This is a genomic window from Serratia sp. Tan611, assembly GCF_905188235.1.
GTDB lineage: Bacteria > Pseudomonadota > Gammaproteobacteria > Enterobacterales > Enterobacteriaceae > Serratia_B > Serratia_B rhizosphaerae.
In genome coordinates this window covers 810,840-836,041 of sequence record NZ_LR994655.1, presented here as the reverse complement: position 1 = coordinate 836,041, position 25,202 = coordinate 810,840, and the positions used below count along the sequence as shown (strand labels likewise).

20 protein-coding genes are annotated in these 25,202 nt (G+C 57.9%); all 20 read right to left on the bottom strand.

All coding sequences use genetic code 11. The annotated features are described in order from the left end of the window. Positions 1-59 precede the first annotated feature (59 nt). Entirely contained in the window at positions 60-1,220 is a 1,161-nt protein-coding gene (gene ftsZ, locus TAN611_RS03835) for a cell division protein FtsZ (RefSeq protein WP_015670922.1), read from the bottom strand. 73 nt (positions 1,221-1,293) lie between these two features. After that, positions 1,294-2,550: a cell division protein FtsA gene (gene ftsA / locus TAN611_RS03830; protein ID WP_015670921.1), complete on the bottom strand. Its 1,257-nt coding sequence runs from the start codon at positions 2,548-2,550 to the stop codon at positions 1,294-1,296. Beyond that, positions 2,547-3,401, bottom strand: coding sequence for a cell division protein FtsQ (gene ftsQ, locus TAN611_RS03825; protein WP_105229773.1), 855 nt, complete (start codon positions 3,399-3,401; stop codon positions 2,547-2,549). The genes ftsA and ftsQ overlap by 4 nt, the downstream gene beginning before the upstream one ends. A 1-nt stretch (position 3,402) precedes the next feature. Next, the gene (locus TAN611_RS03820; protein ID WP_105229772.1) at positions 3,403-4,323 is read right to left on the bottom strand and encodes a D-alanine--D-alanine ligase; all 921 of its coding nucleotides are present in this window, start codon (positions 4,321-4,323) and stop codon (positions 3,403-3,405) included. Beyond that, positions 4,316-5,791, bottom strand: a complete 1,476-nt coding sequence (gene murC / locus TAN611_RS03815) for a UDP-N-acetylmuramate--L-alanine ligase (RefSeq protein ID WP_105229771.1) — start codon at positions 5,789-5,791, stop codon at positions 4,316-4,318. Before murC ends, TAN611_RS03820 begins: the two co-directional genes overlap by 8 nt. Positions 5,792-5,876: 85 nt before the next feature. Beyond that, entirely contained in the window at positions 5,877-6,941 is a 1,065-nt protein-coding gene (gene murG / locus TAN611_RS03810; protein ID WP_105229770.1) for an undecaprenyldiphospho-muramoylpentapeptide beta-N-acetylglucosaminyltransferase, read from the bottom strand. A gap of 3 nt (positions 6,942-6,944) precedes the next feature. Further along, a complete protein-coding gene (gene ftsW / locus TAN611_RS03805) occupies positions 6,945-8,147 on the bottom strand; it encodes a cell division protein FtsW (RefSeq protein WP_105229769.1) in 1,203 nt (400 codons plus the stop codon). Then, complete coding sequence (gene murD / locus TAN611_RS03800; RefSeq protein ID WP_105229768.1) at positions 8,144-9,463, bottom strand: UDP-N-acetylmuramoyl-L-alanine--D-glutamate ligase; 1,320 nt, start codon at positions 9,461-9,463, stop codon at positions 8,144-8,146. The genes ftsW and murD overlap by 4 nt, the downstream gene beginning before the upstream one ends. Positions 9,464-9,465: 2 nt before the next feature. Continuing rightward, positions 9,466-10,548 carry a phospho-N-acetylmuramoyl-pentapeptide-transferase gene (gene mraY / locus TAN611_RS03795; protein WP_203067306.1) on the bottom strand — a complete coding sequence of 361 codons (1,083 nt, stop codon included), beginning with the start codon at positions 10,546-10,548 and terminating at the stop codon, positions 9,466-9,468. Then, complete coding sequence (murF, locus tag TAN611_RS03790) at positions 10,542-11,903, bottom strand: UDP-N-acetylmuramoyl-tripeptide--D-alanyl-D-alanine ligase (protein WP_203067305.1); 1,362 nt, start codon at positions 11,901-11,903, stop codon at positions 10,542-10,544. The genes mraY and murF overlap by 7 nt, the downstream gene beginning before the upstream one ends. Then, a complete protein-coding gene (murE, locus tag TAN611_RS03785) occupies positions 11,900-13,387 on the bottom strand; it encodes a UDP-N-acetylmuramoyl-L-alanyl-D-glutamate--2,6-diaminopimelate ligase (RefSeq protein ID WP_197951264.1) in 1,488 nt (495 codons plus the stop codon). Before murE ends, murF begins: the two co-directional genes overlap by 4 nt. Beyond that, entirely contained in the window at positions 13,374-15,137 is a 1,764-nt protein-coding gene (locus TAN611_RS03780) for a peptidoglycan glycosyltransferase FtsI (RefSeq protein ID WP_203067304.1), read from the bottom strand. Before TAN611_RS03780 ends, murE begins: the two co-directional genes overlap by 14 nt. Positions 15,138-15,179: 42 nt before the next feature. Next, a complete protein-coding gene (gene ftsL / locus TAN611_RS03775; protein WP_105229764.1) occupies positions 15,180-15,500 on the bottom strand; it encodes a cell division protein FtsL in 321 nt (106 codons plus the stop codon). After that, positions 15,497-16,438, bottom strand: a complete 942-nt coding sequence (gene rsmH / locus TAN611_RS03770; RefSeq protein ID WP_105229763.1) for a 16S rRNA (cytosine(1402)-N(4))-methyltransferase RsmH — start codon at positions 16,436-16,438, stop codon at positions 15,497-15,499. The genes ftsL and rsmH overlap by 4 nt, the downstream gene beginning before the upstream one ends. Before the next feature lie 2 nt (positions 16,439-16,440). After that, the gene (gene mraZ, locus TAN611_RS03765; RefSeq protein ID WP_105229762.1) at positions 16,441-16,899 is read right to left on the bottom strand and encodes a division/cell wall cluster transcriptional repressor MraZ; all 459 of its coding nucleotides are present in this window, start codon (positions 16,897-16,899) and stop codon (positions 16,441-16,443) included. Positions 16,900-17,618: 719 nt separating this feature from the next. Beyond that, entirely contained in the window at positions 17,619-18,623 is a 1,005-nt protein-coding gene (gene cra, locus TAN611_RS03760) for a catabolite repressor/activator (RefSeq protein WP_105229761.1), read from the bottom strand. A gap of 206 nt (positions 18,624-18,829) precedes the next feature. Beyond that, positions 18,830-19,321: an acetolactate synthase small subunit gene (gene ilvN / locus TAN611_RS03755; protein WP_015670906.1), complete on the bottom strand. Its 492-nt coding sequence runs from the start codon at positions 19,319-19,321 to the stop codon at positions 18,830-18,832. Positions 19,322-19,323: 2 nt separating this feature from the next. Beyond that, entirely contained in the window at positions 19,324-21,042 is a 1,719-nt protein-coding gene (gene ilvI, locus TAN611_RS03750; RefSeq protein ID WP_105229760.1) for an acetolactate synthase 3 large subunit, read from the bottom strand. A gap of 402 nt (positions 21,043-21,444) precedes the next feature. Further along, on the bottom strand, positions 21,445-23,244 hold the full coding sequence (locus TAN611_RS03745; protein WP_203067303.1) for a long-chain fatty acid--CoA ligase: 1,800 nt from the start codon (positions 23,242-23,244) through the stop codon (positions 21,445-21,447). A 443-nt stretch (positions 23,245-23,687) separates the two neighbouring features. Further along, positions 23,688-24,635 (bottom strand): transcriptional regulator LeuO, encoded by a 948-nt coding sequence (gene leuO, locus TAN611_RS03740; protein WP_105229758.1) that lies wholly within the window; start codon positions 24,633-24,635, stop codon positions 23,688-23,690. Between the last annotated feature and the right edge of the window lie 567 nt (positions 24,636-25,202).

The following is a 25,202-nucleotide window of genomic DNA, read 5'->3' as shown; positions in this document are numbered from 1 at the left end:
GCATGGCCGGCGGGACAGTTTAGCACAAAGAGCGGAGATGCCAAATTCTCAGGAAATTCTTAGTCAGCTTGCTTACGCAAGAAGGCTGGAATATCCAGATAGTCAGGCTCTTTGTTTGGTTGCGCGTTCTGATCGTTCACTACCTTGGCGGCAGGCTTAACTTCCTGCGGCAGCGGCGACATACCGTGCTGCTGGTAACGATGATCCATCACCGGCTGGCTGACCTGCTGCTGCTTGTTGGTCACCAGAGTGATTTCCGGACGCTTGTCCATACCGATACCGGTCGCAACCACGGTCACGCGCAGTTCGTCGTTCATCTCCGGATCCAGAGAGGTACCGATCACCACGGTGGCGTTGTCGGATGCAAACGCGCGGATGGTGTTACCCACGGTTTCAAACTCGTCCAGACGCAGGTCAAAGCCGGCGGTGATGTTAACCAGTACGCCACGCGCGCCGGACAGGTCGATATCTTCCAGCAGCGGGCTGGAGATCGCCATTTCGGCCGCTTCTTCCGCACGGTCTTCACCACAGGCGATGCCGGAGCCCATCATCGCGTAGCCCATTTCAGACATCACGGTGCGCACGTCGGCGAAGTCGACGTTCATCAGGCCCGGACGGGTGATCAGCTCGGCAATGCCCTGCACCGCGCCTTTCAGCACGTCGTTGGCCGCGCCGAACGCGTCCAGCAGAGAAATACCGCGTCCCAGAACTTTCAGCAGTTTGTCGTTCGGGATGGTGATCAAGGAGTCCACATGCTTGGACAGCTCTGCAATACCCTGCTCAGCGAACGCCATGCGCTTCTTGCCTTCGAAATTGAAAGGCTTGGTAACCACGGCCACTGTCAGAATACCCAGATCTTTTGCTACTTCAGCCACCACTGGCGCGGCGCCGGTACCGGTGCCCCCGCCCATGCCGGCCGCGATGAAGACCATATCCGCGCCTTCCAGCGCGGTACGCAGGGCTTCACGGTCTTCTTCCGCTGAATTACGACCCACTTCCGGGTTCGCGCCCGCACCCAGACCTTTGGTAATGCAATTACCAATCTGGATGGTTTGGCCAACTGCCGTTTTACGGAGCGCCTGGGCGTCGGTATTTACGGCGAAGAATTCAACACCTTCGATGCGCTCGCGCACCATGTGTTCAACGGCGTTGCCACCGCCACCGCCGACGCCGATGACTTTAATCACCGCGTCATTGGTTAGTTCCATTGGTTCAAACATAGTTTCTCTCCGTTTTGTGCCTGTCGCTGCGAGACCATAAAAAATACCGATGCATGGTCTCTTTGTTAAAACATTAAAACTCTTTTCTCAGCCAGCTGTTGATACGTTTAAACCAACTGCCCACTGAGGCGCCTTTTTCTACTTCTGCCTCACCACTCAGGTGAGACTCTTTTCCATAGTGCAGCAGACCTACCGCCGTCGAGTAGTAAGGCTCCTGCGCATAATCCGTCAGACCCGTGATGTTCAAGGGTTGGCCGATGCGTACCTGGGTGTGGAACACCCGTTGCGCACAGGCTGCCAGGCCATCAATCTGGGCGGCGCCACCGGTCAGCACGATACCCGCTGCCAGATGATGCTTCACCCCTTGCTGACGCAGTTGCTCCTGTAATTGCAAAATCTCATCGTTAACCAGATTCAGCAGTTCGGTGTAGCGTGGCTCAATAACTTCAGCCAGCGTCTGTCTTTGCAGACTGCGCGGAGGACGTCCCCCGACGCTAGGCACCTCTACACTCTCATCCTTGCTAACAATCGATCCAAGCGCACAACCGTGTCGAACTTTAATCGCTTCCGCATCCGTCGGCGGTGTGCCGAAGGCGTAAGCAATATCGCTGGTGACCACGTTACCGGCATACGGGATAACCTTGGTGTGACGCAGCGCGCCACCGGTATACACCGCCATATCCATGGTACCGCCGCCGATATCCACCACACAGACGCCGAGCTCGCGTTCATCTTCGGTTAACACCGCATAGCTGGCGGCAAGACCGGCGAAAATAAGTTGGTCAACTTTCAGACCACAACGTTCAACCGCTTTAACAATGTTTTTTGCCATATCGTTATGGCAGGTGATCAGGTGCACCTTGGCCTGCATACGCACGCCGGACAACCCTACCGGGTTTTTGATGCCTTCCTGATAGTCGATGGCGTATTCCTGAGGAATCACATGCAGCACGCGGTGTTCATCACGCACACGCACCGATTTGGCGGTATGCACAACGTTTTCCACATCCTCCATGGTCACTTCCTCTTCGGAAATAGGAACCATCCCGATTTCATTCTGGCAACTGATGTGTTTGCCCGATAATGAGAGGTAGACCGAAGAAATCTGGCAATCCGCCATCAGTTCCGCCTGATCGATGGCGCGCTGCACGCACTTCACCACCGATTCCAGGTCATTAACGCCGCCCTTATCCATGCCCCGGGACGGACAGCTGCCCACCCCGATAATGTTGACCATGCCATCGGGCAGAACTTCCCCTACCAGTGCGGCGACTTTCGCCGTACCGATCTCCAGTCCAACTACCAGTTTTCTGTCCGTCGACTTGATCATCGTTGTTTTGCCTGTGCCTGATTCTGTTGCTGATTACTGTTTTGCTGTTCACGTGCCGCCTGCGGGTCGATTAACACCGGACTCCATCCTACCGAGGCACCGGCGTCATAGCGCAGGTCGACGTAGCTGACACGTTTGTTTTCCGCCTGGCCCTGTTGCACCAGCACCGGATACAGCTCGATAAAGCGTTGCAGGCGTCCCATGCGATCGTCACGCCCCAGTTCCAACCGAACATCGTTGTCCAAAGCCAGTTGCCAGGAGTGGCGCGCCGTCATCGCCGCCATCTTCAAGGTAAACTTGCCGGCGGCCAGCGCGCTGCTCATGGTGCGATAGCCGTCCAGCACGTCCTGCTCGCTCCCTTCCGGACCATAAAGCAGTGGCAATTTCTGCTTGCCGACGCGCTCCGCCGGAACGCTGAATGATTTGCCTTCGGCATCGACCATATGCAAATCATTCCAGCGCGCCACCGGGACATACTCCACCAGATGGATTTTCAGCTCATCCGGCCATTGCTTGCGCACGCTGGCCTGCTTAATCCACGGCAAGCGTTCAATCTGCTGCTGGATGACATTCACATCCTGCGTCATAAACGTGCCCGGCGATCCCAGCGCCAGGATAGCCTGGCGAATATCATCGTTGGTGGTGTAATGGCGTTCGCCGGTCACCACCAGGCGGGAGAGCGGCAAACGGCTGGCGTCTTTCATCCAGCCAATCACCGCCCAACCACTCCATAACACGGTCCCCAGCACCATCAGCAGAAAAAGTATTCCCGCCAGTTGGGTTCCATTGCTGCGCCGCGGGCTGTTGTTCTCCACCTCGCGGTCGCGTGCATTCAGGGCAGCTTGCGACATATCAGTCGGCCAATTCCAAAATTCTCGCCACCAGTTGCGAGAAGCTTAATCCAAACTGGCGTGCTGCCATCGGCACCAGGCTATGACTGGTCATGCCCGGCGAGGTGTTCACCTCGAGCAGATAGAAGCTGCCATCGTTATCCTGCATTACATCAACGCGGCCCCAGCCGCTGCAGTCCAGCGCACGGTAGGCGCGTACCGCCAGCGCGGCCAGTTCAGCCTCCTGCTCGGCCGACAAACCGCTCGGGCAGAAATACTGCGTATCGTCCGCAATGTATTTCGCCTGGTAGTCGTAAAACACACCGGCCGGCTGAATGCGAATCGACGGCATCACGCTGTCGCCAATAAACGCCACGGTGTACTCCGGGCCGCTCAGCCATTTCTCCACCAGCACGTCGTCATCGTGGCGGAAGGCCTCTTCCAGCGCCGCTTCAAGCGCGCCGAATGACTCAACCTTGCTCATGCCGACGCTGGAGCCTTCGCGGCTTGGCTTGACGATCAGCGGCAGCCCCAGAGCTTCGATGTTCGCCAGCGCCTGATGCTTGTCATCGCCGCTAAAACCCGCACGATGCAGCGCCACGTAAGGGGCGATCGGCAGGCCCAGCGACTGCCATACCAGCTTGGTGCGCCATTTGTCCATGGTCAGCGCCGAGGCCATCACGCCGCTACCGGTATACGGCAATTCCAGGAACTCCAGCATCCCCTGCAGGGTGCCGTCCTCGCCGCCGCGCCCGTGCAGCGCGATAAATACTTTGCTAAAGCCCTGCGCCTTGAGCTGCGACACCGGGAAGTCGCGGGTATCGACGCCGTGAGCGTCAATGCCGGCTTCGCGCAGACCGGCCAGCACCGCCGCGCCGGACTGCAGGGAAACATCACGTTCAGCAGAGGTGCCACCCAGCAGGACGGCGACTTTCTCAGTCATGCGGCTGCTCCTCTTTGTTCTGCGGCTGCAGCTTCAGCTCCGCCAGATTACGGGCAATTTTGCCGACGTTGCCCGCACCCTGCACCAGCACCAGGTCATCCGCCTGCAGCAGCTGGGCCAGCGTTTCCGGCACGGTATCCGCGTCGGACACTAAAATCGGGTCCAGCTTGCCGCGGTTACGGATGGTGCGGCACAGCGAACGGCTGTCCGCGCCCGGAATCGGCGCTTCACCCGCCGGATAGACCTCCAGCATCAGCAGCACGTCCACCTGAGACAGCACGTTGGCAAAGTCATCGTACAGGTCGCGGGTGCGGGTATAGCGATGCGGCTGGAACACCATCACCAGGCGTTTATCCGGCCAGCCGGCGCGTGCCGCTTTGATCGTGGCATCCACCTCAGTCGGATGGTGGCCGTAGTCGTCCACCAGCATCGCGCTGCCTGCGCTGCCGTTCACCGCATCCAGCGCGAACTCGCCCAGGAAGTCGAAACGGCGTCCGGTACCCTGGAAGCCGGCCAGCGCACGTAAAATGTCCTCGTCGTCAATGCCCTCTTCGGTAGCCACGGCCACCGCCGCCGCCGCGTTCAGCGCATTGTGACGTCCCGGCGCGTTCAGGGTAACCGTCATCTGCGGCTTATCCTGACGGCTCAGGGTAAAGTGCCCCTGTGGGCCAATCTGGCTGTAGCTCTCAATACGCACGTCGGCATCTTCGCTAAAACCGTACGTAGTAATATGACGCCCGACGCGCGGCAACAGTTCACGCACCACCGGGTCATCAATGCACATCACCGCACGGCCGTAGAACGGCAGGTTGTGCAGGAAGTTGATAAACGTCTGCTTCAGGTTTTCAAAGTCGCCATGGTAAGTGTCCATGTGGTCGGCTTCGATATTGGTGACAATCGCCACCATCGGCTGCAGGTGCAGGAACGACGCGTCGCTTTCGTCAGCCTCTGCAATCAGATAACGGCTGCAGCCGAGGCGCGCGTGCGTGCCCGCCGCCTTCACCAGACCGCCGTTGACGAAGGTCGGATCCAGACCGGCTTCCGCATAAATACTGGACACCATCGCGGTGGTGGTAGTTTTGCCGTGCGTACCGGCCACGGCGATGCCGTGACGAAAGCGCATCAGTTCGGCCAGCATTTCGGCACGGCGAATCACCGGAATGCGTGCTTCACGCGCCGCGACGATCTCAGGGTTGTCAGAAGCAATGGCGGTGGAGACCACCACTACGCTCGCATCCAGCACATTCTCCGGACGATGGTTGAAATAGATCGTCGCCCCCAGCGCGCTCAGCTGCTGGGTCACCGGATTCGGCGCCAGATCCGAACCGCTGATTTGATACCCTTCATTAGCCAACACTTCGGCGATACCACCCATGCCGGCACCACCGATGCCGACAAAGTGAATGTGCCGGACGCGACGCATCTCGGGCACGATTGTACGTAGTTTCGCCAGTTGTTGTGTATTCATACTCTCTCTAATCCAGGGCCCGCGTAGCGCCCACCACATGATATTTCTTTATTTACAGGCCCGGCGAACCGAACCCCTGCAATCTCTATTTCGCGACGCGGATCAGCTCCGCCGCCACCCGTTCGGTGGCATCGGTGATCGCCACCGAACGCGCTTTCTCCGCCATGGCCAGCAGGGTCGGACGATCCCAGCTCGCCAGCAGTTCGGCCACCGTATCGGCGTTGAACTGCGGCTGTTCAATAATCTTCGCCGCGCCGGCTTCTTCCAGCGGGCGGGCGTTCCAGTACTGCTGACGGTCCTTATGCTGGAACGGCACAAAAATCGCCGGCAGTCCCGCCGCGGCAATCTCGCTGACGGTCAGCGCGCCGGAACGGCACACCACCACGTCAGCCCAGGCATAGGCGGCCGCCATATCATCGATAAACTCGGCGACCTTATGCTGCGTCTGCCCGACGCGGGCATATTCGCGCTGAACCGTGTCCAACGCGCCTTTGCCTACCTGATGCCAGAGCGTAATTTTATCGCCCAAACGCGCCGCGACTTCAGGAACAGTCTGATTCAGCACGCGCGCGCCCTGACTGCCGCCAACCACCAGCACGCGGACAGGGCCTTCACGCCCGGCCAGGCGTTCCGCCGGCAACGGCAGCGCCAGCACGTCGGTACGTACCGGGTTGCCCACCACCGCCGCTTTCGGGAAGGCGCCGGGGAAAGCCTGCAGCACCGTGGTGGCGATGCGCGCCAGCCAGCGGTTGGTCAGGCCGGCGATGCCGTTCTGTTCGTGCAGCACGACCGGAACGCCGCACTGCCAGGCCGCCAGGCCGCCCGGGCCGGAAACGTAACCGCCCATGCCCAGCACCACGTCCGGCTGGTAGCTGCGCATAATCGCCTTCGCCTGACGCACCGCGCGCCAGATGCGCAGCGGCGCGCTCAGCTGCGCCATCACGCCTTTGCCGCGCAAGCCGGAAATACGAATAAAATCAATTTCGATCCCGTGCTTTGGCACCAGATCGGCTTCCATTCTGTCTGCGGTTCCGAGCCAGCGCACCTGCCAGCCCTGCGCCATCAGATGATGAGCGACCGCCAGCCCGGGGAACACATGCCCGCCGGTACCGCCTGCCATCACCATTAAACGCTTCGCTTTCCCGCTCATCCCTTACCTCTTAACAAACGCCTGGGCTTTCGCCAGACGCGTTTCATAATCAATACGCAATAACAGCACGATCGCCGTCGACATAATCAGCAGGCTCGAACCGCCATAACTGATCAGCGGCAGGGTCAGGCCTTTGGTTGGCAGCATGCCCGCCGCCGCGCCGACGTTAACCAGCGCCTGGAAGCTGAACCACACGCCGACCGAGCAGGCGAGAAAACCGGAAAAACGCTGATCGATTTCCAGCGCCCTGCGGCCGATCGACATCGCGCGAAAAGCGACGAAGAATACCATTAACAGCGCGAAAACCACACCGATATAGCCGAGTTCTTCACCTAAAATCGAGAAGATAAAGTCGGTGTGCGCCTCCGGCAAATATTCCAGTTTCTGCACCGAGTTGCCGAGCCCCTGCCCCCAGAATTCGCCGCGGCCGAACGCCATCAGCGATTGGGTCAGCTGGTAGCCGCTGCCGAACGGGTCGGCCCACGGGTTCCAGAATGAAGTCACGCGGCGCATACGGTACGGTTCGGCGATAATCAACAGCACCACGGCGAACACGCCGGAGCCGATAATCGCCAGGAACTGCCACATTTTGGCGCCGGCCAAGAACAGCATCGCCAGCGTGGTGATAAACAGCACCACCACGGTACCCAGATCCGGCTGCGCCAGCAGCAGCACCGCCAGCACCACCATCACGCCCATCGGCTTACAGAAGCCCCAGAAGTTGCTGCGCACCTCGTCCACCTTGCGCACCAGATAGCTCGCCAGGTAGCAGAACAGCGACAGCTTCGACAGCTCCGCCGGCTGGATACGCAGCGGCCCCAGGGCAATCCAGCGCGATGCGCCGTTTACCGAGCTGCCGACCACCAGTACGATGAGCAGCAAGACGATCGACACCAGCAGCATCGCGGTGCTGTAACGCTGCCAGACATCCATCGGGACGCGCAGCGTCACCAGCGACAGGCCGAACGCCAGCCCCAGATACAGCGCGTCACGCTTGGCGAACAGGAACGGATCGTCCGCCAGACGCTGGCCGATCGGCATCGACGCCGAGGTCACCATCACAAAACCGATAATCGCCAGACCGAACGTCAGCCACAGCAGCGTACGGTCATACAGCACCAGCGTGGCGTTCTCGTTTTCACGCGAGCCCATCACCCAGTCTTTCAGTTTTTCCGCTAAGCCGAATGACGGCAGTTGTAGTTTCATCCGCCAAGCTCCTGTGCCAGACGGGCGAACTCATCGCCGCGTACTTCAAAATTACGGAACTGGTCCAGGCTGGCGCAGGCGGGTGACAGCAGCACCATATCGCCGGAGCGCACCACGCCGGCTATCGCCCGCATTCCCTGTTCCATGGTTTCAGTCTGCAGCGCCACATCGGGACGCAGCTGCGCCAGCTGGGCGCCGTCGCGGCCAAAGCAGTACAGACGGATATTGTCGCCCTGCAGATAACGCGCCAGCGGCGAGAAGTCGGCCGATTTACCGTCACCACCCAGCAGCAGATGCAGCGTGCCGTCGACCTGCAGGCCGTTCAGCGCCGCTTCGGTGCTGCCGACGTTGGTTGCTTTGGAGTCATTAATCCAGCGCACGCCGTTATGCTCTAACACCAGTTGGAAGCGGTGCGCCAGCCCGGCGTAGGTGGTCAGCGCCTTCAGACTGGAGGAACGCGGAATTTTCACCGCGTCGGCCAGCGCCAGCGCCGCCAGCGCATTGGTCAGGTTGTGCTGGCCGCTCAGTTTCATCTCGCGGGTGTTCAGCACTTTTTCGCCGCGCACCCGCAGCCAGGTCTCTCCCTGCTGACGGTTGAGGTGGTAATCCCCCACGTCGACGCCGAAACTAATGCAGCGCTCGTCGGCGCCGCGCACCGGCATGGTCAGCCCATCATCCGCGTTCACCACGCAGGTCTTGGCCTGTTCGTAAATGCGCAATTTCGCCGCCCGGTACTGCTGCAACCCCAGCGGATAGCGATCCATATGATCTTCGCTGATATTGAGCACGGTGGCGGCAGCGGCGCGCAGGCTGCTGGTGGTTTCCAACTGGAAGCTCGACAGCTCCAGCACGTACAGATCGCACGCCTGGCGCAGCAGGCTCAGCGCCGGTAACCCGATATTGCCGCCGACGCCGACCGCCCAGCCGGCAGCCTTCGCCATCTCACCCACCAGGGTGGTGACGGTGCTTTTGCCGTTGGAGCCGGTAATCGCCACAATCGGCGCCTGTGCCTCACGGCAGAACAGTTCGATGTCGCCGACGATTTCCACGCCGGCTTCCGCCGCGCTGAGGAGGGCCGGTGTAGACAGCGCCACGCCCGGGCTGGCGACGATCAGGTCCGCCGACAGCAGCCAGTCTTCACGCAGATTGCCCAGATGACGTTCCACGCTCTCCGGCAGTTGCTCCAGCCCTGGCGGAGACATGCGGGTATCCATAACGCGCGGCGTCACGCCGTGCGTTATAAAGAAATCAACACAGGACAGGCCGGTCAGGCCCAGTCCGATGATGACCACTTTTTTACCCTGATAATCCGCCATGATTAACGTACCTTCAGCGTTGCCAGGCCAATCAGCACCAGCATCAGCGAAACAATCCAGAAGCGCACAATAACGCGCGGCTCCGGCCAGCCTTTCAATTCATAGTGGTGGTGAATCGGTGCCATGCGGAAAATACGCTGACCGCGCAGCTTGAACGATCCCACCTGCAGGATCACCGACAGCGTTTCAACCACAAACACGCCCCCCATAATCACCAGTAAAAACTCCTGACGCAGCAGCACCGCAATGGTGCCCAGCGCGCCGCCCAGCGCCAGCGAACCGACGTCGCCCATAAACACCTGCGCCGGGTAGGTGTTGAACCACAGGAAACCCAGCCCTGCGCCGACAATCGCGGTGCAGACAATCACCAGCTCGCCGGCATGCCGCAGGTACGGAATATGCAGGTAGTTGGCAAAGTTCATGTTACCGGTCGCCCAGGCCACCAGCGCAAAACCGGCCGCCACCAACACCGTCGGCATAATCGCCAGGCCGTCCAGGCCGTCGGTCAGGTTGACCGCATTGCCGGTGCCGACAATCACAAAGTAGGCCAGCAGTACATACAGCAGCCCCAGCTGCGGCATCACGTCTTTAAAGAACGGCACCACCAGTTCGGTGGCGGGGGTATCTTTACCAACCATGTACATGCTGAACGCCACCACCAGCGCAATCACCGACATCCAGAAATACTTCCAGCGGGCAATCAGCCCTTTAGTGTCCTTACGCACCACCTTACGGTAGTCGTCGACGAACCCGACAATGCCGTAACCTACCAGCACAAACAGCACGCACCAGACGTACGGGTTAGACGGATAGGCCCACATCAGCACCGAAATGGTGATGGAGGTCAGAATCATAATGCCGCCCATGGTCGGCGTGCCGCGCTTGCTGAAGTGCGACTCCGGGCCATCGTTACGTACAACCTGCCCGAAGGACATCTGCTGCAGGCGGCTGATCAGCCGCGGCCCCATCCACAGAGAAATAAACAGCGCGGTCAGCAGGCTGACAATGGCGCGAAACGTCAGATAGGAAAAGACGTTAAAGCCGGAATAATATTTGACCAAATGCTCGGCCAGCCAAACTAACATGCTGCTTTCTCCTGTAACGCGCGTACTACCTGCTCCATCGCGGCACTACGTGACCCTTTGATTAACACGGTAATGACCGCATGTTCCTGCAGTAATTCCGCTACGCGCGCGATTGCTGCCGCTTGATCCTGAAAATGCTCGCCGTTGCCGGCCGCGTCGCTGAGCGCCTGACTCAGAACCCCCACGCTCAGCACTTTATCTACGCCCGCCTGCCGGGCCGCTTCACCGACCTGACGATGGCACTCTTCCGCGTCATCGCCCAGTTCCGCCATATCGCCCGCCACCATCACCCGGTAACCCGGCATCTCCGCCAGCACCTGTGCGGCGGCGGTCATTGAACCGACGTTGGCGTTATAGCTGTCGTCCAGCAGCAGCTTGCCTTCCGCCAGCGCAATCGGGAACAGACGCCCCGGCACCGCCTGCAGCTGCTGCAAACCGCAGCGCACCGCTTCCAGCGACGCGCCTACCGACATCGCCAGGGCGGTTGCCGCCAGCGCGTTGGCTACGTTATGGCGCCCAGGCAGCGGCAGTGCGATATCCGTGCGGCCAAACGGGGTATGCAGGGTAAACTGCGTGCCGTTGCCGTTAACCGTGATATCGCTGGCGAAGAAGTCCACGCCTTCCGCCGCCTGCGGCGAGAAGCGCCAGACGGTTTGATCCGTCAGCAGGTTTTGCCAGCGCGGCCAGTCGTTGTTGTCCGCGTTGATAATGGCGACGCCATCCGCTGGCAAACCTTGAAAAATTTCACCTTTCGCCTGCGCCACCCCTGCCAGCGAACCGAACCCTTCCAGGTGCGCCGCCGCCAGGTTGTTGACCAGCGCGCTTTGCGGGCGCGTCAGCGCGGTGGTGTAGGCAATTTCACCAATGTGGTTAGCGCCCAGCTCAATCACCGCAAAATCATGCTGCGGCTGCAGACGCAGCAGCGTCAACGGCACGCCGATATCGTTGTTAAAGTTGCCGGCGGTATACAGCACGTCCCCGCACTCGCGCAGGATCGTGGCGGTCATCTCTTTCACCGAGGTTTTACCCGATGAGCCGGTCAGCGCCACCACTTTGGCCGGCACCTGCTGACGAACCCAGCCCGCCAGCGCGCCCAGCGCCAGCCGGGTATCCGCCACCACCAACTGCGGCACCTCCACCGGTAAGCGCTTGCTTACCAGCAAAGCACCTGCGCCGGCGGCAACCGCATCTGCGGCAAAATCATGTGCGTCAAAACGCTCGCCTTTCAGCGCCACAAACAGACAGCCTGCAGTCACTTGGCGGGTATCCGTCGTCACTTCATCAATTTGGCAATCGACGCCGATTAACTCGGCGCGCAATACATCGGCCAGGGCCTGAAGGGAAACGGGAATCATGCCATCACCCCCAGCAAACGCGCGACGGTGGTGCGGTCGGAATAATCCAGACGGCGATTGCCCACCAGTTGATAATCCTCATGACCTTTACCGGCCACCAGCACCACGTCTTGTTCTTTCGCCTGCATCACCGAGCTGGTTACCGCCTCGGCACGCCCGTGAATCACCTGCGCCCGGCCGGCGTCCAGCAGACCGCTCAGGATATCGGCGATAATCGCCTGCGGCTCTTCGGTACGCGGGTTGTCATCGGTGATCACCACCCGGTCGGCAAACTGCTCGGCAATCGCGCCCATCAGCGGGCGCTTGCCTTTGTCGCGGTCACCGCCGCAGCCAAAGACGCACCACAGCTGCCCGCGGCAGTGCAGACGCGCGGCTTCCAGCGCTTTTTCCAGCGCGTCCGGCGTGTGGGCGTAATCGACCACGACCGTCGGCTTGCCCGGCGCATTGAACACTTCCATGCGGCCACAGACCGGCTGCAGTTGCTGCGCGCTGGCCACCAGCGCCGCCAGCGGATAGCCCAGCGACAGCAGCGTCGCCAGCGCCAGCAGCAGGTTGCTGACGTTAAATGCCCCCATCAGACGGCTTTCAATCTCGCCATCCCCCCAGCTGGAGCTGAAACGGATAGTGGCGCCGTTATCGTGATAGTCCACCGAGGTGGCCTTCAGCCAGCGGCCGTGGCAGCCCGGCTGCAGGTTATCCTGCATGGTGACAGCCACCGCATCCGGCAGCTGCGCCAGCCAGCGCTGACCGACTTCATCATCGGCATTGATAATCGCCTGGCCGACCTGGTGCTCGGCGAACAGCGACCATTTCGCCGCTTCATAGCTGGCCATGTCGCCGTGGTAATCCAGGTGGTCGCGGCTCAGGTTGGTGAACACCGCCGCGGCAAACGGCAGCGCCGCAACGCGGCTTTGCACCAGACCATGGGAAGAGACTTCCATCGCCGCCAGCGTCGCGCCGCGATCCGCCAGGTCATTTAATACATGTTGCACATCCACCGCCGAACCGGTGGTATTTTCTGTCGGGCACACCTGGCCCAGCAGGCCGTTGCCGACGGTGCCCATCACCGCGCTGGTTTCGCCCAGCAGCTGCCCCCACTGCGCCAGCAGCTGGGTGGTGGTGGTTTTACCGTTGGTACCGGTCACGCCGACCAGACGCAGGCGTTCTGCCGGCTGATGGTAAAAACGCCCGGCCAGCGCAGACAGGCGCTGATTCAACTGGCCGAGGTAAATCACCGGCACACCGTGCATCGTACGAATTTCACCGTCTTCGGCGGCGCCTTCAGCTTCTGCGATCACTGCGGCGACGCCCTGGGCGATGGCTTGCGGAATATAGCGGCGACCATCCGTCTGGTGGCCGTTTACGGCGACAAACAGATCCCCGGCAGCCGCAATCCGGCTGTCTAATATCATTTCCCGCAGCGCGCGCTCGGGGGCCGAAGGCACCCACGGAGCGAGTAGGTCGCGCAAATTACGATCTGCCACCTGAACCCTCTTTTTTATTAATCACTAATTCGCTTTTATCACCGGTGGGCAACGCGTCCGGCTCAACGTTCATGGTGCGCAGTACGCCGCCCATGATGGCGCCAAACACCGGCGCGGAGATTGCGCCACCATAGTATTTCCCGCCCTGCGGGTCGTTGATGACCACCACCAGGGCAAAACGGGGCTGACTCGCCGGCGCAACGCCGGCGGTATAAGCGATATAACGGTTGACGTATTTACCGTCCGGCCCCACTTTCTTCGCGGTACCGGTTTTAATGGCGATACGGTAACCCTTGATGGCGGCTTTCACGCCGCCGCCGCCCGGCAGGGCCACGCTTTCCATCATGTGCACCACGGTACGCACCAGCGGTTCAGGGAATATGCGTTTGCCGGCAACCGGCGGGTCAACCTTGGTAATCGACAGCGGGCGATACACGCCCAGGCTGCCGATCGTTGCATAGACTCGCGCCAACTGTAACGGTGTTACCATTAGCCCGTAGCCGAAAGAGAAGGTGGCCCTCTCTATGTCAGACCACCGTTGTTTTTTTGGATATATGCCACTGCTTTCTCCGACCAACCCCAAATTGGTCGCTTTTCCCAGCCCAAAACGTGAGTAAGTATCTACTAACGCTGAGGACGGCATCGCTAACGCCAGCTTGGAAACACCGACGTTACTCGACTTCTGCAAGATCCCGGTCACCGACAGTTCCGGATAACGCGCCACGTCTTTAATCTCATGGCCGTTAATGCGGTAAGGCACGGTGTTCAGCACGCTGTTTTCTCTCACTACGCTGTGCTGCAGCGCCGTCATCACCACCATCGGTTTGACGGTAGAACCAGGCTCAAAAATATCGGTAATGGCGCGGTTACGCATGGTCTCTTTCGGCGTGCCGGCCATATTGTTCGGGTTATAAGACGGGCTGTTGGCCATCGCCAGCACTTCGCCGGTGTTGACGTCGATCAGCACAGCCGTACCGGATTCCGCCTTGTTGAACGCCACCGCGTTGTTCAGCTCGCGGTAGACCAGCGCCTGCAGACGTTCATCAATGCTCAGCGCCAGGTTATGCGCCGCCTGGCTGTCGACCGAAGAGATATCCTCAATCACGCGGCCATAGCGGTCTTTACGCACAGTACGCTCGCCCGGTTGTCCGGTCAGCCAGTGATCAAAGCTTTTCTCAATGCCTTCAATACCCTGACCGTCGATGTTGGTCACGCCGATAATGTGCGAGGTGACCTGCCCGGCAGGGTAATAGCGGCGCGACTCCTGACGCAGGTAAATGCCCGGTAGCTTCAGCTTGTGAATATACTCGCCGATTGCCGGATTAACCTGGCGCGCCAGATAGACAAAACGTCCGCGCGGGTTGGCGTTAACGCGCTTGGAGAGCTGATCGAGCGGGATGCCCAGCGCGTCCGACAGCGCTTTCCAACGGTTGTCCAGCGTAATGCCGCCGCGCTCGTTCAGCTCTTTCGGATCCGCCCAGATGGCGTTCACCGGTACGCTGACCGCCAGCGGCCGCCCGGCGCGATCGCTGATCATTCCACGCGATGTCGGCACCTGCTGTACACGCAGCGAACGCATATCGCCTTCTTTCACCAGCCGATCCGGGTTAATCACCTGCAGATACGCCACCCGCAGCATCAACCCGACCAGCGCCAGCAAAATACAGCCGCACAGCAACGCAAAACGCCAGCTGACAAAGCTGGCTTGATCTTCCTGGCGTTTCAACTTACCGGGGCGTGCTGCTTTCATGCGTTCCCTTTTTGCTCCGTTTCATTACGTCGGTTAAACCACTCATTGTTTAACGATGATATTTTCTTGCGATGGATCGACATGCTGCATCTGCAGCTTCTCAGTCGCCGTACGCTCCACGCGACTGTGGTCGCCCAGCGCATTCTCTTCGAGGATCAGGTTGCGCCACTCGATATCCAGCGCATCGCGCTCCAGCACCAGCTGCTCGCGCTCGGCGGTCAACAGGCGGGTACGGTGCGCGGTGGTTACCACCAAAATGGCGGAAACCAGCACGGCTATCAGTAAAATCAGCGGGATCTTGGCGTTGCGCAGCAAATCGCCGCCGATAACCCCAACCAACCCATGGCGCTCATTCCCAATCACTCGGATACCCTCTCGGCAATGCGCAACACTGAACTGCGCGCACGTGGATTTTCGGCGACTTCTTCAGCCGGCGGCATCATCTTGCCCAGCGCTTTCAGGCTGCGACCGCCCAGTTCGCGCAACTGCGCTTCGGTCAGCGGCAGTCCCGCCGGCACCTGCGCGCCGCGGCTGTGGTGACGCATAAAGCGTTTTACAATCCTGTCTTCCAACGAGTGGAAGCTGATAATCGACAAACGCCCCTGCGGCGCCAGCACGTCCAGTGCGCCTTCCAGCGCACGTTCGATCTCTTCCAGTTCGCTGTTGATGTAAATACGGATGGCCTGGAAGCTGCGGGTCGCCGGGTGTTTATGCTTTTCTTTGAACGGACTGGCAGCGGCAATCAGCTCGGCCAGTTCTTTGGTGCGCGTCATCGGCTCGGTTTTATTACGCTCGACGATGGCGCGTGCAATACGCTTGGCAAAACGCTCTTCGCCGAAGGTTTTCAGCACCCAGGCGATATCTTCTGCTTCGGCTTTCAGTAACCATTCGGCGGCGGACTGGCCGCGCGAAGGGTCCATGCGCATATCCAACGGTCCGTCGCGCATAAAGGAGAAACCGCGCTCCGGGTCGTCGAGCTGCGGTGAAGATACGCCCAGATCCAGCAGAACGCCGTCGATCTGCCCTTCCAGTCCGCGCTCCCGCACATAATGCGACAACTCGGAAAACGGGCCATGTACGATGTTAAAACGAGGATCTTCAATAGATTTGGCGGCTGCAATCGCCTGCGGATCGCGGTCAATCGCCAACAAGCGTCCTTCCGGCCCGAGCTGGGACAGAATCAGACGAGAATGGCCACCGCGACCAAAAGTACCGTCGATATATATGCCGTTACTGCGGATGTTGAGGCCGTTAACCGCCTCATCCAACAGTACGGTAGTGTGTTTATAATTTTCCAACATGCTTATAGCGACAAGTCCTGTAGCCGCTCAGACAACGGTTCCTGAGACGACTGTTCAGCGTCAATATCATCCTTGACTTGTTGATACCAGGTCTGTTCATCCCACAGTTCAAACTTGTTGAACTGACCGACCAGCATCACTTCTTTCGTTAATCCGGCGTGTTGGCGCAGCGTACTGGCTATCAACAACCGGCCGGCGTTATCCATCTGACACTCACTGGCATGTCCCAGCAGCAAGCGCTGTACGCGGCGCTCCGCAGGGTTCATGCTCGACAGACGGGATAACTTTTGTTCAATCACTTCCCATTCGGGCAACGGGTAAAGCAGCAGGCAGGGCTGATGGAGGTCAATGGTACAGACCATTTGGCCTTGCGATTCCTCGTTCAGCGAGTCCCGGTAACGGGTTGGTACGGCAAGCCGCCCCTTGCTGTCGAGGTTGACCATCGTCGCCCCTCGAAACATTCCTGAGCTACCCCTTCGTGACCTTTTTCACCACTTTACCCCACAAATTCCCACATAAAGGAGTTTACGGAGGGTATTAAAACCTTGTCAAGCCAGAGCGGCGGTGCTTTGGCAATATTTCTCTGTTCGTTTTGGGAGCTGACTCGCGAAAGGAACTCTTTTTATTCGGCAATTAAAAATTAACACCATGATAAACGAGGAGAATTTTTTGAAAGGAAAGTAGGCGGTTAACAATCTGACAAATTGGCGATTAATTAGCTCAATACTTTCTTCTGTAATCGAAGTCTCATTTTTCAATTGTTCTTTTGCCCCACGGCATGACGGCCAAACCCGCGACGGCGCAGGCCTGCGGCACGGTGCCTCCCCGAAAGGGCTGACGATAATGCCCTATATTAATTAAGGCTGATGTCGGCAGTCCGATAACGGGGGCGTTATTTTACTGCAATTAAACGGCGAATGCCGAGAGGGGGAAATAAAATAAATATTTTTACGATTACCAGGCGGGCTAATTGCGATCTAAATCATATTACTAAGATTATTCCCAAAAAACTTTACAATGCGGCCGCATTTCCTTACATGTTTATTCCTATCGTTTTTGACATTTCAATTAGAAAAACGCATGAAAAACACAACCCACTGTTTTATATCGGTTTATTAAAAACATCAGGCAGGTGTGTCTTGCGGCAAGGGAACAGCGCGCTGCTCCCCCGTCTTGCCGCTTACTTTCTGCTCAGGCTACCGCGGCGGAACAGATTACGGCGAATGCGCGTCAGGCCCGGCTTCGGCTTGCGCGGTTCGTCCAGACTGGCCAGCACCAGTTCCAATACGCGCTCCGCCACGTCGCGGTGGCGCTGCGCCACCGCCAACACCGGACACTGCAGGAAATCCAGCAGTTCATGATCGCCAAACGTGGCAATGGCCAAATCGGTCGGCAGACGCCCTTGTTGCTTCAAGGTCACATCCATCACGCCCTGCAGCAATGAAAACGAAGTGGTGAACAGCGCCTGCGGCATCGGGTGGGTTTGCAGCCACTGGGCGAACAACGTCCCTGCGGCTTCGCGCTCATAGCTATTGGCGTACAGATAATCCACCTGGCGTTCATCATCCTGCCAGGCCTGACGGAACCCCTGCTCGCGCAGGAAACTGACCGACAGTTCCGGCAGCGCGCCTAAATACAGCACCGACTCCGCCGGGAAAGTGCGCAGCTCCTGCGCCAAGGTGAAGGCGTCTTCCTGATCGGCGCCTACGACGCTGATGAAATGCTCGCGATCCAGCGCGCGATCCAGCGCGATGATCGGCAGTGAGCCATTCGCCCAGCGCTGGTAGAAAGGGTGTTCCGGCGGCAAAGCGGTCGAAACGATAATCGCGTCGACCTGACGCTGCAGCAGGTGCTCGATACAGCGCATTTCGTTATCCGGCTGATCCTCAGAGCAGGCAATCAGCAGCTGGTAGCCACGCTGGCGCGCCTGCCGTTCCAGATAGTTGGCGATGCGTGTGTAGCTGGTGTTTTCCAGGTCGGGAATCACCAATCCGATAGAACGTGTCCGACCGGCGCGCAGCCCTGCCGCCACGGCGTTCGGATGATAATTATGCTCCCTGACCACGGCCATCACTTTTTCGACGGTTTTATCGCTGACGCGATACTGTTTCGCCTTACCGTTGATGACATAACTGGCCGTAGTGCGCGAAACACCTGCGAGACGCGCGATTTCATCCAGTTTCACGTTAACCCCTTACTGATGCTGAAAATAGAGAGTGAAGGCAGCCCTCAGCAAGCATCGCAGCCATGCAATGCTTCAAGCCGGCTTAACGATCTAACAGCAGAAACCTCTACCGGGCAACCGATTTTGCCGCAAGGTGCCGGCAAACGGGAAAATTTTACCGCGAATGCCTGAGACAGGGGCGCCAGCGCGCCCTGCCCCCCCTCTTTTCAGCGCATGATCTTATCGCCACGCGAGACGCCAACGACGCCGGAGCGTGCCACTTCGACGATTTCCGCCACTTCACGCACCGTTCCCAGGAAAGCATCCAGTTTATCGCTGGTGCCCGCCAGCTGCACGGTGTACAGCGTCGCGGTGACATCAACAATCTGCCCGCGGAAAATATCGGCGCAGCGCTTCACCTCTTCACGGCCGTAGCCGCTGGCCTGCAGCTTGACCAGCATGATCTCACGCTCGACGTGCGCCCCCTGCGCCAATTCGCTGACGCGCAGCACATCCACCAGCTTATGCAGCTGCTTCTCAATCTGTTCCAGCACCTTCTCGTCGCCCACGGTCTGGATGGTCATACGCGACAGCGTCGGATCGTCGGTCGGCGCGACCGTCAGGCTTTCAATGTTGTAGCCGCGCTGGGAAAACAGCCCGACCACGCGCGACAACGCACCGGATTCATTCTCCAGTAATACAGATAAAATACGCCGCATGATCAGGTCCTCTCCGTTTTGCTCAGCCACATTTCGTCCATGCCGCCACCGCGGATCTGCATGGGGTACACATGTTCCGTTTCATCAACGGTCACATCGACAAACACCAGTCGTTCCTTCTCCGCCAGCGCCTGCGCCAGCTTACTTTCCAGTTCATCCGGGGTGCGGATGGCGATACCGACATGCCCGTAAGCCTCGGCCAGTGCGACGAAATCGGGCAGCGACTCCATATAGGACTGCGAATGACGGCCGGAATAGATCATGTCCTGCCACTGCTTCACCATGCCGAGATAGCGGTTGTTCAGATTCACCACCACCACCGGCAGATTGTATTGCAGCGCGGTGGACAGTTCCTGAATGTTCATCTGGATACTGCCGTCGCCGGTCACGCACACCACGGTTTCCTCCGGCAGCGCCAGCTTCACCCCGAGTGCCGCCGGCAGGCCGAAGCCCATCGTGCCCAGTCCGCCGGAATTGATCCAGCGGCGCGGCTTGTCGAACGGATAATACAGCGCAGCGAACATCTGATGCTGGCCGACGTCAGACGTCACATAAGCGTCGCCTTTGGTCAGCCGGTGCAGAGCTTCAATCACCGCCTGCGGTTTGATGGTATCGCCATTTTTGTCATACCCCAGACAGTCGCGCGCGCGCCACTGTTCAATCGACTGCCACCAGTCGCGCAGCGCATCAAAGTCCTGCTGCCTGTCACTCTGCGCCAGCAGCTCCAGCATCTGAGCCAGCACCTGCTTCGCGTCACCGACGATCGGGATATCCGCATCCACGGTTTTGGAAATTGAAGTCGGGTCGATATCAATATGCAGCACGGTGGCGTCCGGACAGTATTTCGCCAGATTGTTGGTGGTACGGTCGTCAAAACGCACGCCGACGGCAAAAATCACATCGGCGTGGTGCATGGTCTTGTTAGCTTCATAGGTACCGTGCATCCCCAACATACCGACGCTTTGGCGGTGCGTGCCCGGGAAAGCCCCCAACCCCATCAACGTACAGGTGACCGGCAGGTTGAGCCGTTCCGCCAACGCCGCCACCTCCGTATGGCATTCGGCATTGATCGCGCCGCCGCCGACATACATCACCGGCTTTTTCGCCGCCATCAGAGTATGCAGGGCACGTTTGATCTGGCCGCGGTGGCCCTGCACCGTCGGGTTGTAAGAACGCAGGCTGACCTCCTGCGGATAGGCATACGGCATGCGCACCGCCGGGCCGACAATGTCTTTCGGCAGATCGATTACCACCGGGCCGGGACGGCCGCTGGCGGCCAGATAAAACGCTTTTTTCAGTACGCCGGGAATATCCTCGGTGCGCTTGACCAGAAAACTGTGCTTCACCACCGGACGCGAAATCCCCACCATATCGCACTCCTGGAAGGCGTCGTAGCCAATCAGCGAGCTCGGCACCTGGCCGGAAAGCACCACCATCGGAATGGAGTCCATATAGGCGGTGGCAATACCGGTAATCGCATTGGTCGCGCCCGGGCCGGAGGTGACCAGCACTACGCCGACTTCGCCGGTGGCGCGTGCGTAGCCATCGGCCATATGCACCGCCCCCTGCTCATGGCGCACCAGTACGTGATCGATTCCGCCCACCGTGTGCAGGGCGTCATAAATATCAAGCACCGCCCCGCCCGGATAACCGAATACATGTTTAACGCCCTGGTCGATCAGCGATCGCACGACCATTTCGGCTCCTGACAACATCTCCATGGGTTTGCCTCCAGGCTTACTTATACTTGTCTGGCGCCGGAACGTGGCGCCTGCTCGTCGGGTATACCCCGACGTGATGCGTTTTTGGCCTACCCATCGCCGCGCTGAATAAGGTCATGAATGAAGGCGGCCAACCGGCGCTTAATCCGGAAAATGACGGGTATAGAATCCCTTAACATAACGTCAGTATATGAGGCAGGCAAACGGCAAAACGTCGGCAGGAAAACGCGGAAATGGCTATCGATCTGGCATTTGGCGACAGGTTAAAACAATGCACTAGCCAACAGCGGATGCGGCTAGGCATTGTTTCATGAATGGCGGTAATTACAGAACTAAATCAGGCTGACTTTATGCCGTTTTTTTCAGCAGCGGCGAATAGTAAACCGTCCTCGGTCAGAAGATTTACTGATACATGGCCTCGATTTCATTCTGATAACGCTGAGAGATCACCTTACGCCGCAGCTTTAGCGTCGGCGTAAGCTCCCCCAGTTCCATCGAGAATGCCGCCGGCAACAGAGTGAATTTCTTTACCTGCTCGAAACGGGCCAGCTCTCTTTGCATCTCGCGCAGACGCGTCTCAAACATCTCGATAATCTGGCTATGGCGCAGCAGTTCCAGACGGTCGTGATATTTGATATTGAGCGATTTGGCATACTCTTCAAGCGATTCGAAGCACGGCACGATCAGCGCGGAAACAAACTTGCGCGCATCGGCGATCACCGCCACCTGTTCGATAAAACGATCCTGCGCCAGCGTGCCTTCCAGCATCTGTGGCGCAATATATTTACCGCCGGAGGTCTTCATCAGATCCTTCAGCCGCTCGGTGATAAACAGATTGCCGTGATCGTCTACCGCCCCGGCGTCACCGGTCCTCAGCCAGCCGTCGGCGGTAAACGCCTGCGCGGTTTCCAGCGGTTTATTGAAGTAACCGCGCATGACAATCGGGCCACGCACCTGAATCTCGTTCTCTTCGGCGATGCGTACCTCAACGTCAGACAGCGGTTTGCCGATAGAACCGAAGCGGAAGTCGTGTTCTTCCCAGCAAGAAACGGTGGCGCAGGTTTCCGTCATACCGTAGCCATACTTGATATTTACGCCCAGCGCCTGGAAGAACAGGATCACATTATCGTCCAGCTTGGCCCCGGCCGCCGGCAGAAAGCGCACCCGTCCTCCCAGCAGACCCCGCAGTTTGCTGAGTACCAGCTTATCGGCCCAGCGATGCGTCTGAGCAAACAGCCGGCCGCCAGACGTGCCGGCACGCTCCTGCAAGAATTTACGCTCACCGCAGCCAATCGCCCAGCGGAACAACAGACGACGCCACCACGGCGCGCGGGCGACTTTCTCATGCACCGCGCTAAAGATCTTCTCATAGAAGCGCGGCACGGCGCACATTACGGTTGGCTGCACCGCCGTCATCGCCTCACGCACCCAGTCGGTATTCGGCAGAAAAACATTCTGTGCGTCGGAATGCATGATAAAGAAGCTCCAGGCACGTTCAAACACGTGCGACAGCGGCAGGAAACTGAGGGAAACATCTGCCTCGCCCACCGTCAGGCGCTCATCATGCTGATACAGCTGAGCCGCCATATTGCGATAGTCCAGCATCACGCCTTTTGGTTCACCGGTAGTGCCCGAGGTGTAAATCAGCGTGAATAGATCCTGCAGTTCACGACCGTTGATGCGCTCATCCAGCTGCGCCTGATAACGCTCGACGTCCGCGTCTCGCTCCAGTTGGTTCAGGTAACAGGCAATCTCGCAGCCGTGCAGCTCCACCGCGTCGTTAAAGGCAATAATCTGCGTCAGCTGCGGGCAAACCCCACGCAGCGCAATCGCGGCATCCATTTGCGCCTGATCGCCGACAAACAGAATGCGGATGTCAGCATCATTCAGGATAAACGCCGCCTGCGCGGCGGTATGCGTCGCATACAGCGGCACGCTGACCGCACGCAGCTGCAAAATAGCCAAATCGGTTAATGACCAGGCCATGCTGTTGTTGGCAAAAATTGCCACGCGCTCCTGCACTTCAACGCCTAACGCCAGCAAAGCGCTGGCGATATGATCCATATGCGTGCCGACCTGCCGCCAGCTCAGGCGGGTTTCCCCTTCTGGCGTCCATTGGCGAAAAGCAATGCATTCGGCGCGCTGGCTGCGTTGCTGCTGGATACGCTGGATCAGATGGTAGTGCTGTAAATGTCTGGTCATAAAGCCTTAAGCCTGAAACGGATCAATCGGTTAGCGGTAGCCGGGCGTCGACGCCCCAAAATCTCAGCTTACACGTGTTTACTTTTTTCCGCGCAGTCTACCGACTCTCTGATTGAGGGGGAAGAAATTTCAGCGTCGTTCTGTGAGCTCAAACGCCGGGTAAATCCGTTGAACGTGATGCAAAGCACGCGACAAGGAGAACGACAGTCTAAAAGCATTCCGCTACAGCGCCCTCACGATACCGAAACGCCCTGCCCCACAGACAGTACAAAATTCCATTATTTTATTAGATTGTAGTTTTTAGCTTTGAAGGGATAAAAATGAATCACTGCCGTACTGAAACAGGAAAATTCTAAATAAAAAACTCGATTAACTTATAAAACCGCTGAGGATAATAAAAAAAATTAACCCGAGAGCGATCCCTCGGGTTAATTTCCCACCTGTTAACGCAGCGCTTCAGATTCGCTAAGTACAGACTTCATCCACTGATGTCCTTTATCCCGTTCGGCAGACTCGTGCCAAGAGAGATAGCAAGTCACCTGTTTTTTATCCAGCGGTAAAGGGAGTAATTTCAGCTGCAGGTTCGCCGCATACTGCTGGGCAAACCAACGGGGAGCAATGGCCAGCATGTCGGTACGGGAAACCAGATTCATCACGCTATATAAATCCGTACACTGCTGAGAGACAACACGTTGCATTGTGTCGTCGATATAATACGGACGGCTGAAAGAACAGAATCTTTCCAGAGAAACCACCGCATGCTGCTCCTGCATCAGCTGTTCACGCGTAATGCCGTTCATTATCCGCGGATGGGTTTCCGCGGCAACAATCACCAGCTCATCGTCAAACAGCGCATAACGCTTAAACTCGCCATGCTCAAAATACGTATAGCCAATAACAAACTCCATCTCCTGATAACGCAACTGATGCTCAATATTATTATTGAGGTACGATTTTATTTGCAGGCGGACATGAGGCGCCATTTCCTTAACGCTGTTGATGACTTTCGCCGTCAGGCGCAAATCCAGCGGGCTACAAATGGAGATTGGGAAAATACGCTCGCTGGTCAAGGCATCAAACCCGGCCCCCGGCAGTTCATTTTGCACCAGCTGTAGCGCCTGGCGAATCGGCCCGAACAGCTGTCTGGCACGCATTGTCGGCTGGATGCCGCGCCCAAAACGCACGAACAGCTCATCGTTAAACATCACTTTCAACCGGGCGACCGCATTGCTTACCGCAGGCTGTGACATACCAAGTACATTCGCCGCACGCGTAATATTTTGCATTTGCATCACAGCATCAAACACGGTGAGCAGATTAAGATCGACGCTGCGCAGATGAATATCGCCGCCCCCCTTCCCTAAGACATTTCCCGATTCATATCCAGACATATCCAACTCCACTAAGTCCTATGTAGATAACTTCACCGACGCACCACTAAGAATGGTGTCAGAAATAGCATTCCATTTTCCCTATCGGTAAAGTTAGTCCTCTTGGGGAATTATCCATAAAAGATAAAACCCAAGAATCATCCAATATAAATACAACACTAAAATTTATGCCAACTACTTTATCGGCTCCATTGAAAAAACGTCATAAATCTCAATAGGAATAAGCCGAAACGGTGATTAAAAAAACGCCCCACACAAGATGAATCAGAACATAAAAATAGGCAATGGACAATCACACAATATTAAAAGCAGTGATTTTTAGGACAGTTATATTCCATACCTGTCGATTATATACGCTTAGCCATTCCCTCACTCTATTTATTATAATAATAAATTAAAATTATGAATGGTTCACCTCCGGGATATGCGCCAACCATCGCGAAGTGGTTAAATATTACCCCACCCCACTCCAGAATCAACGCCATATCTCACTATTCAATTCATTTATGCTAAGGTCGTCCCAATTCCAATACTCTTTTAAACTAACAACCGATTTTTTTTCAACAT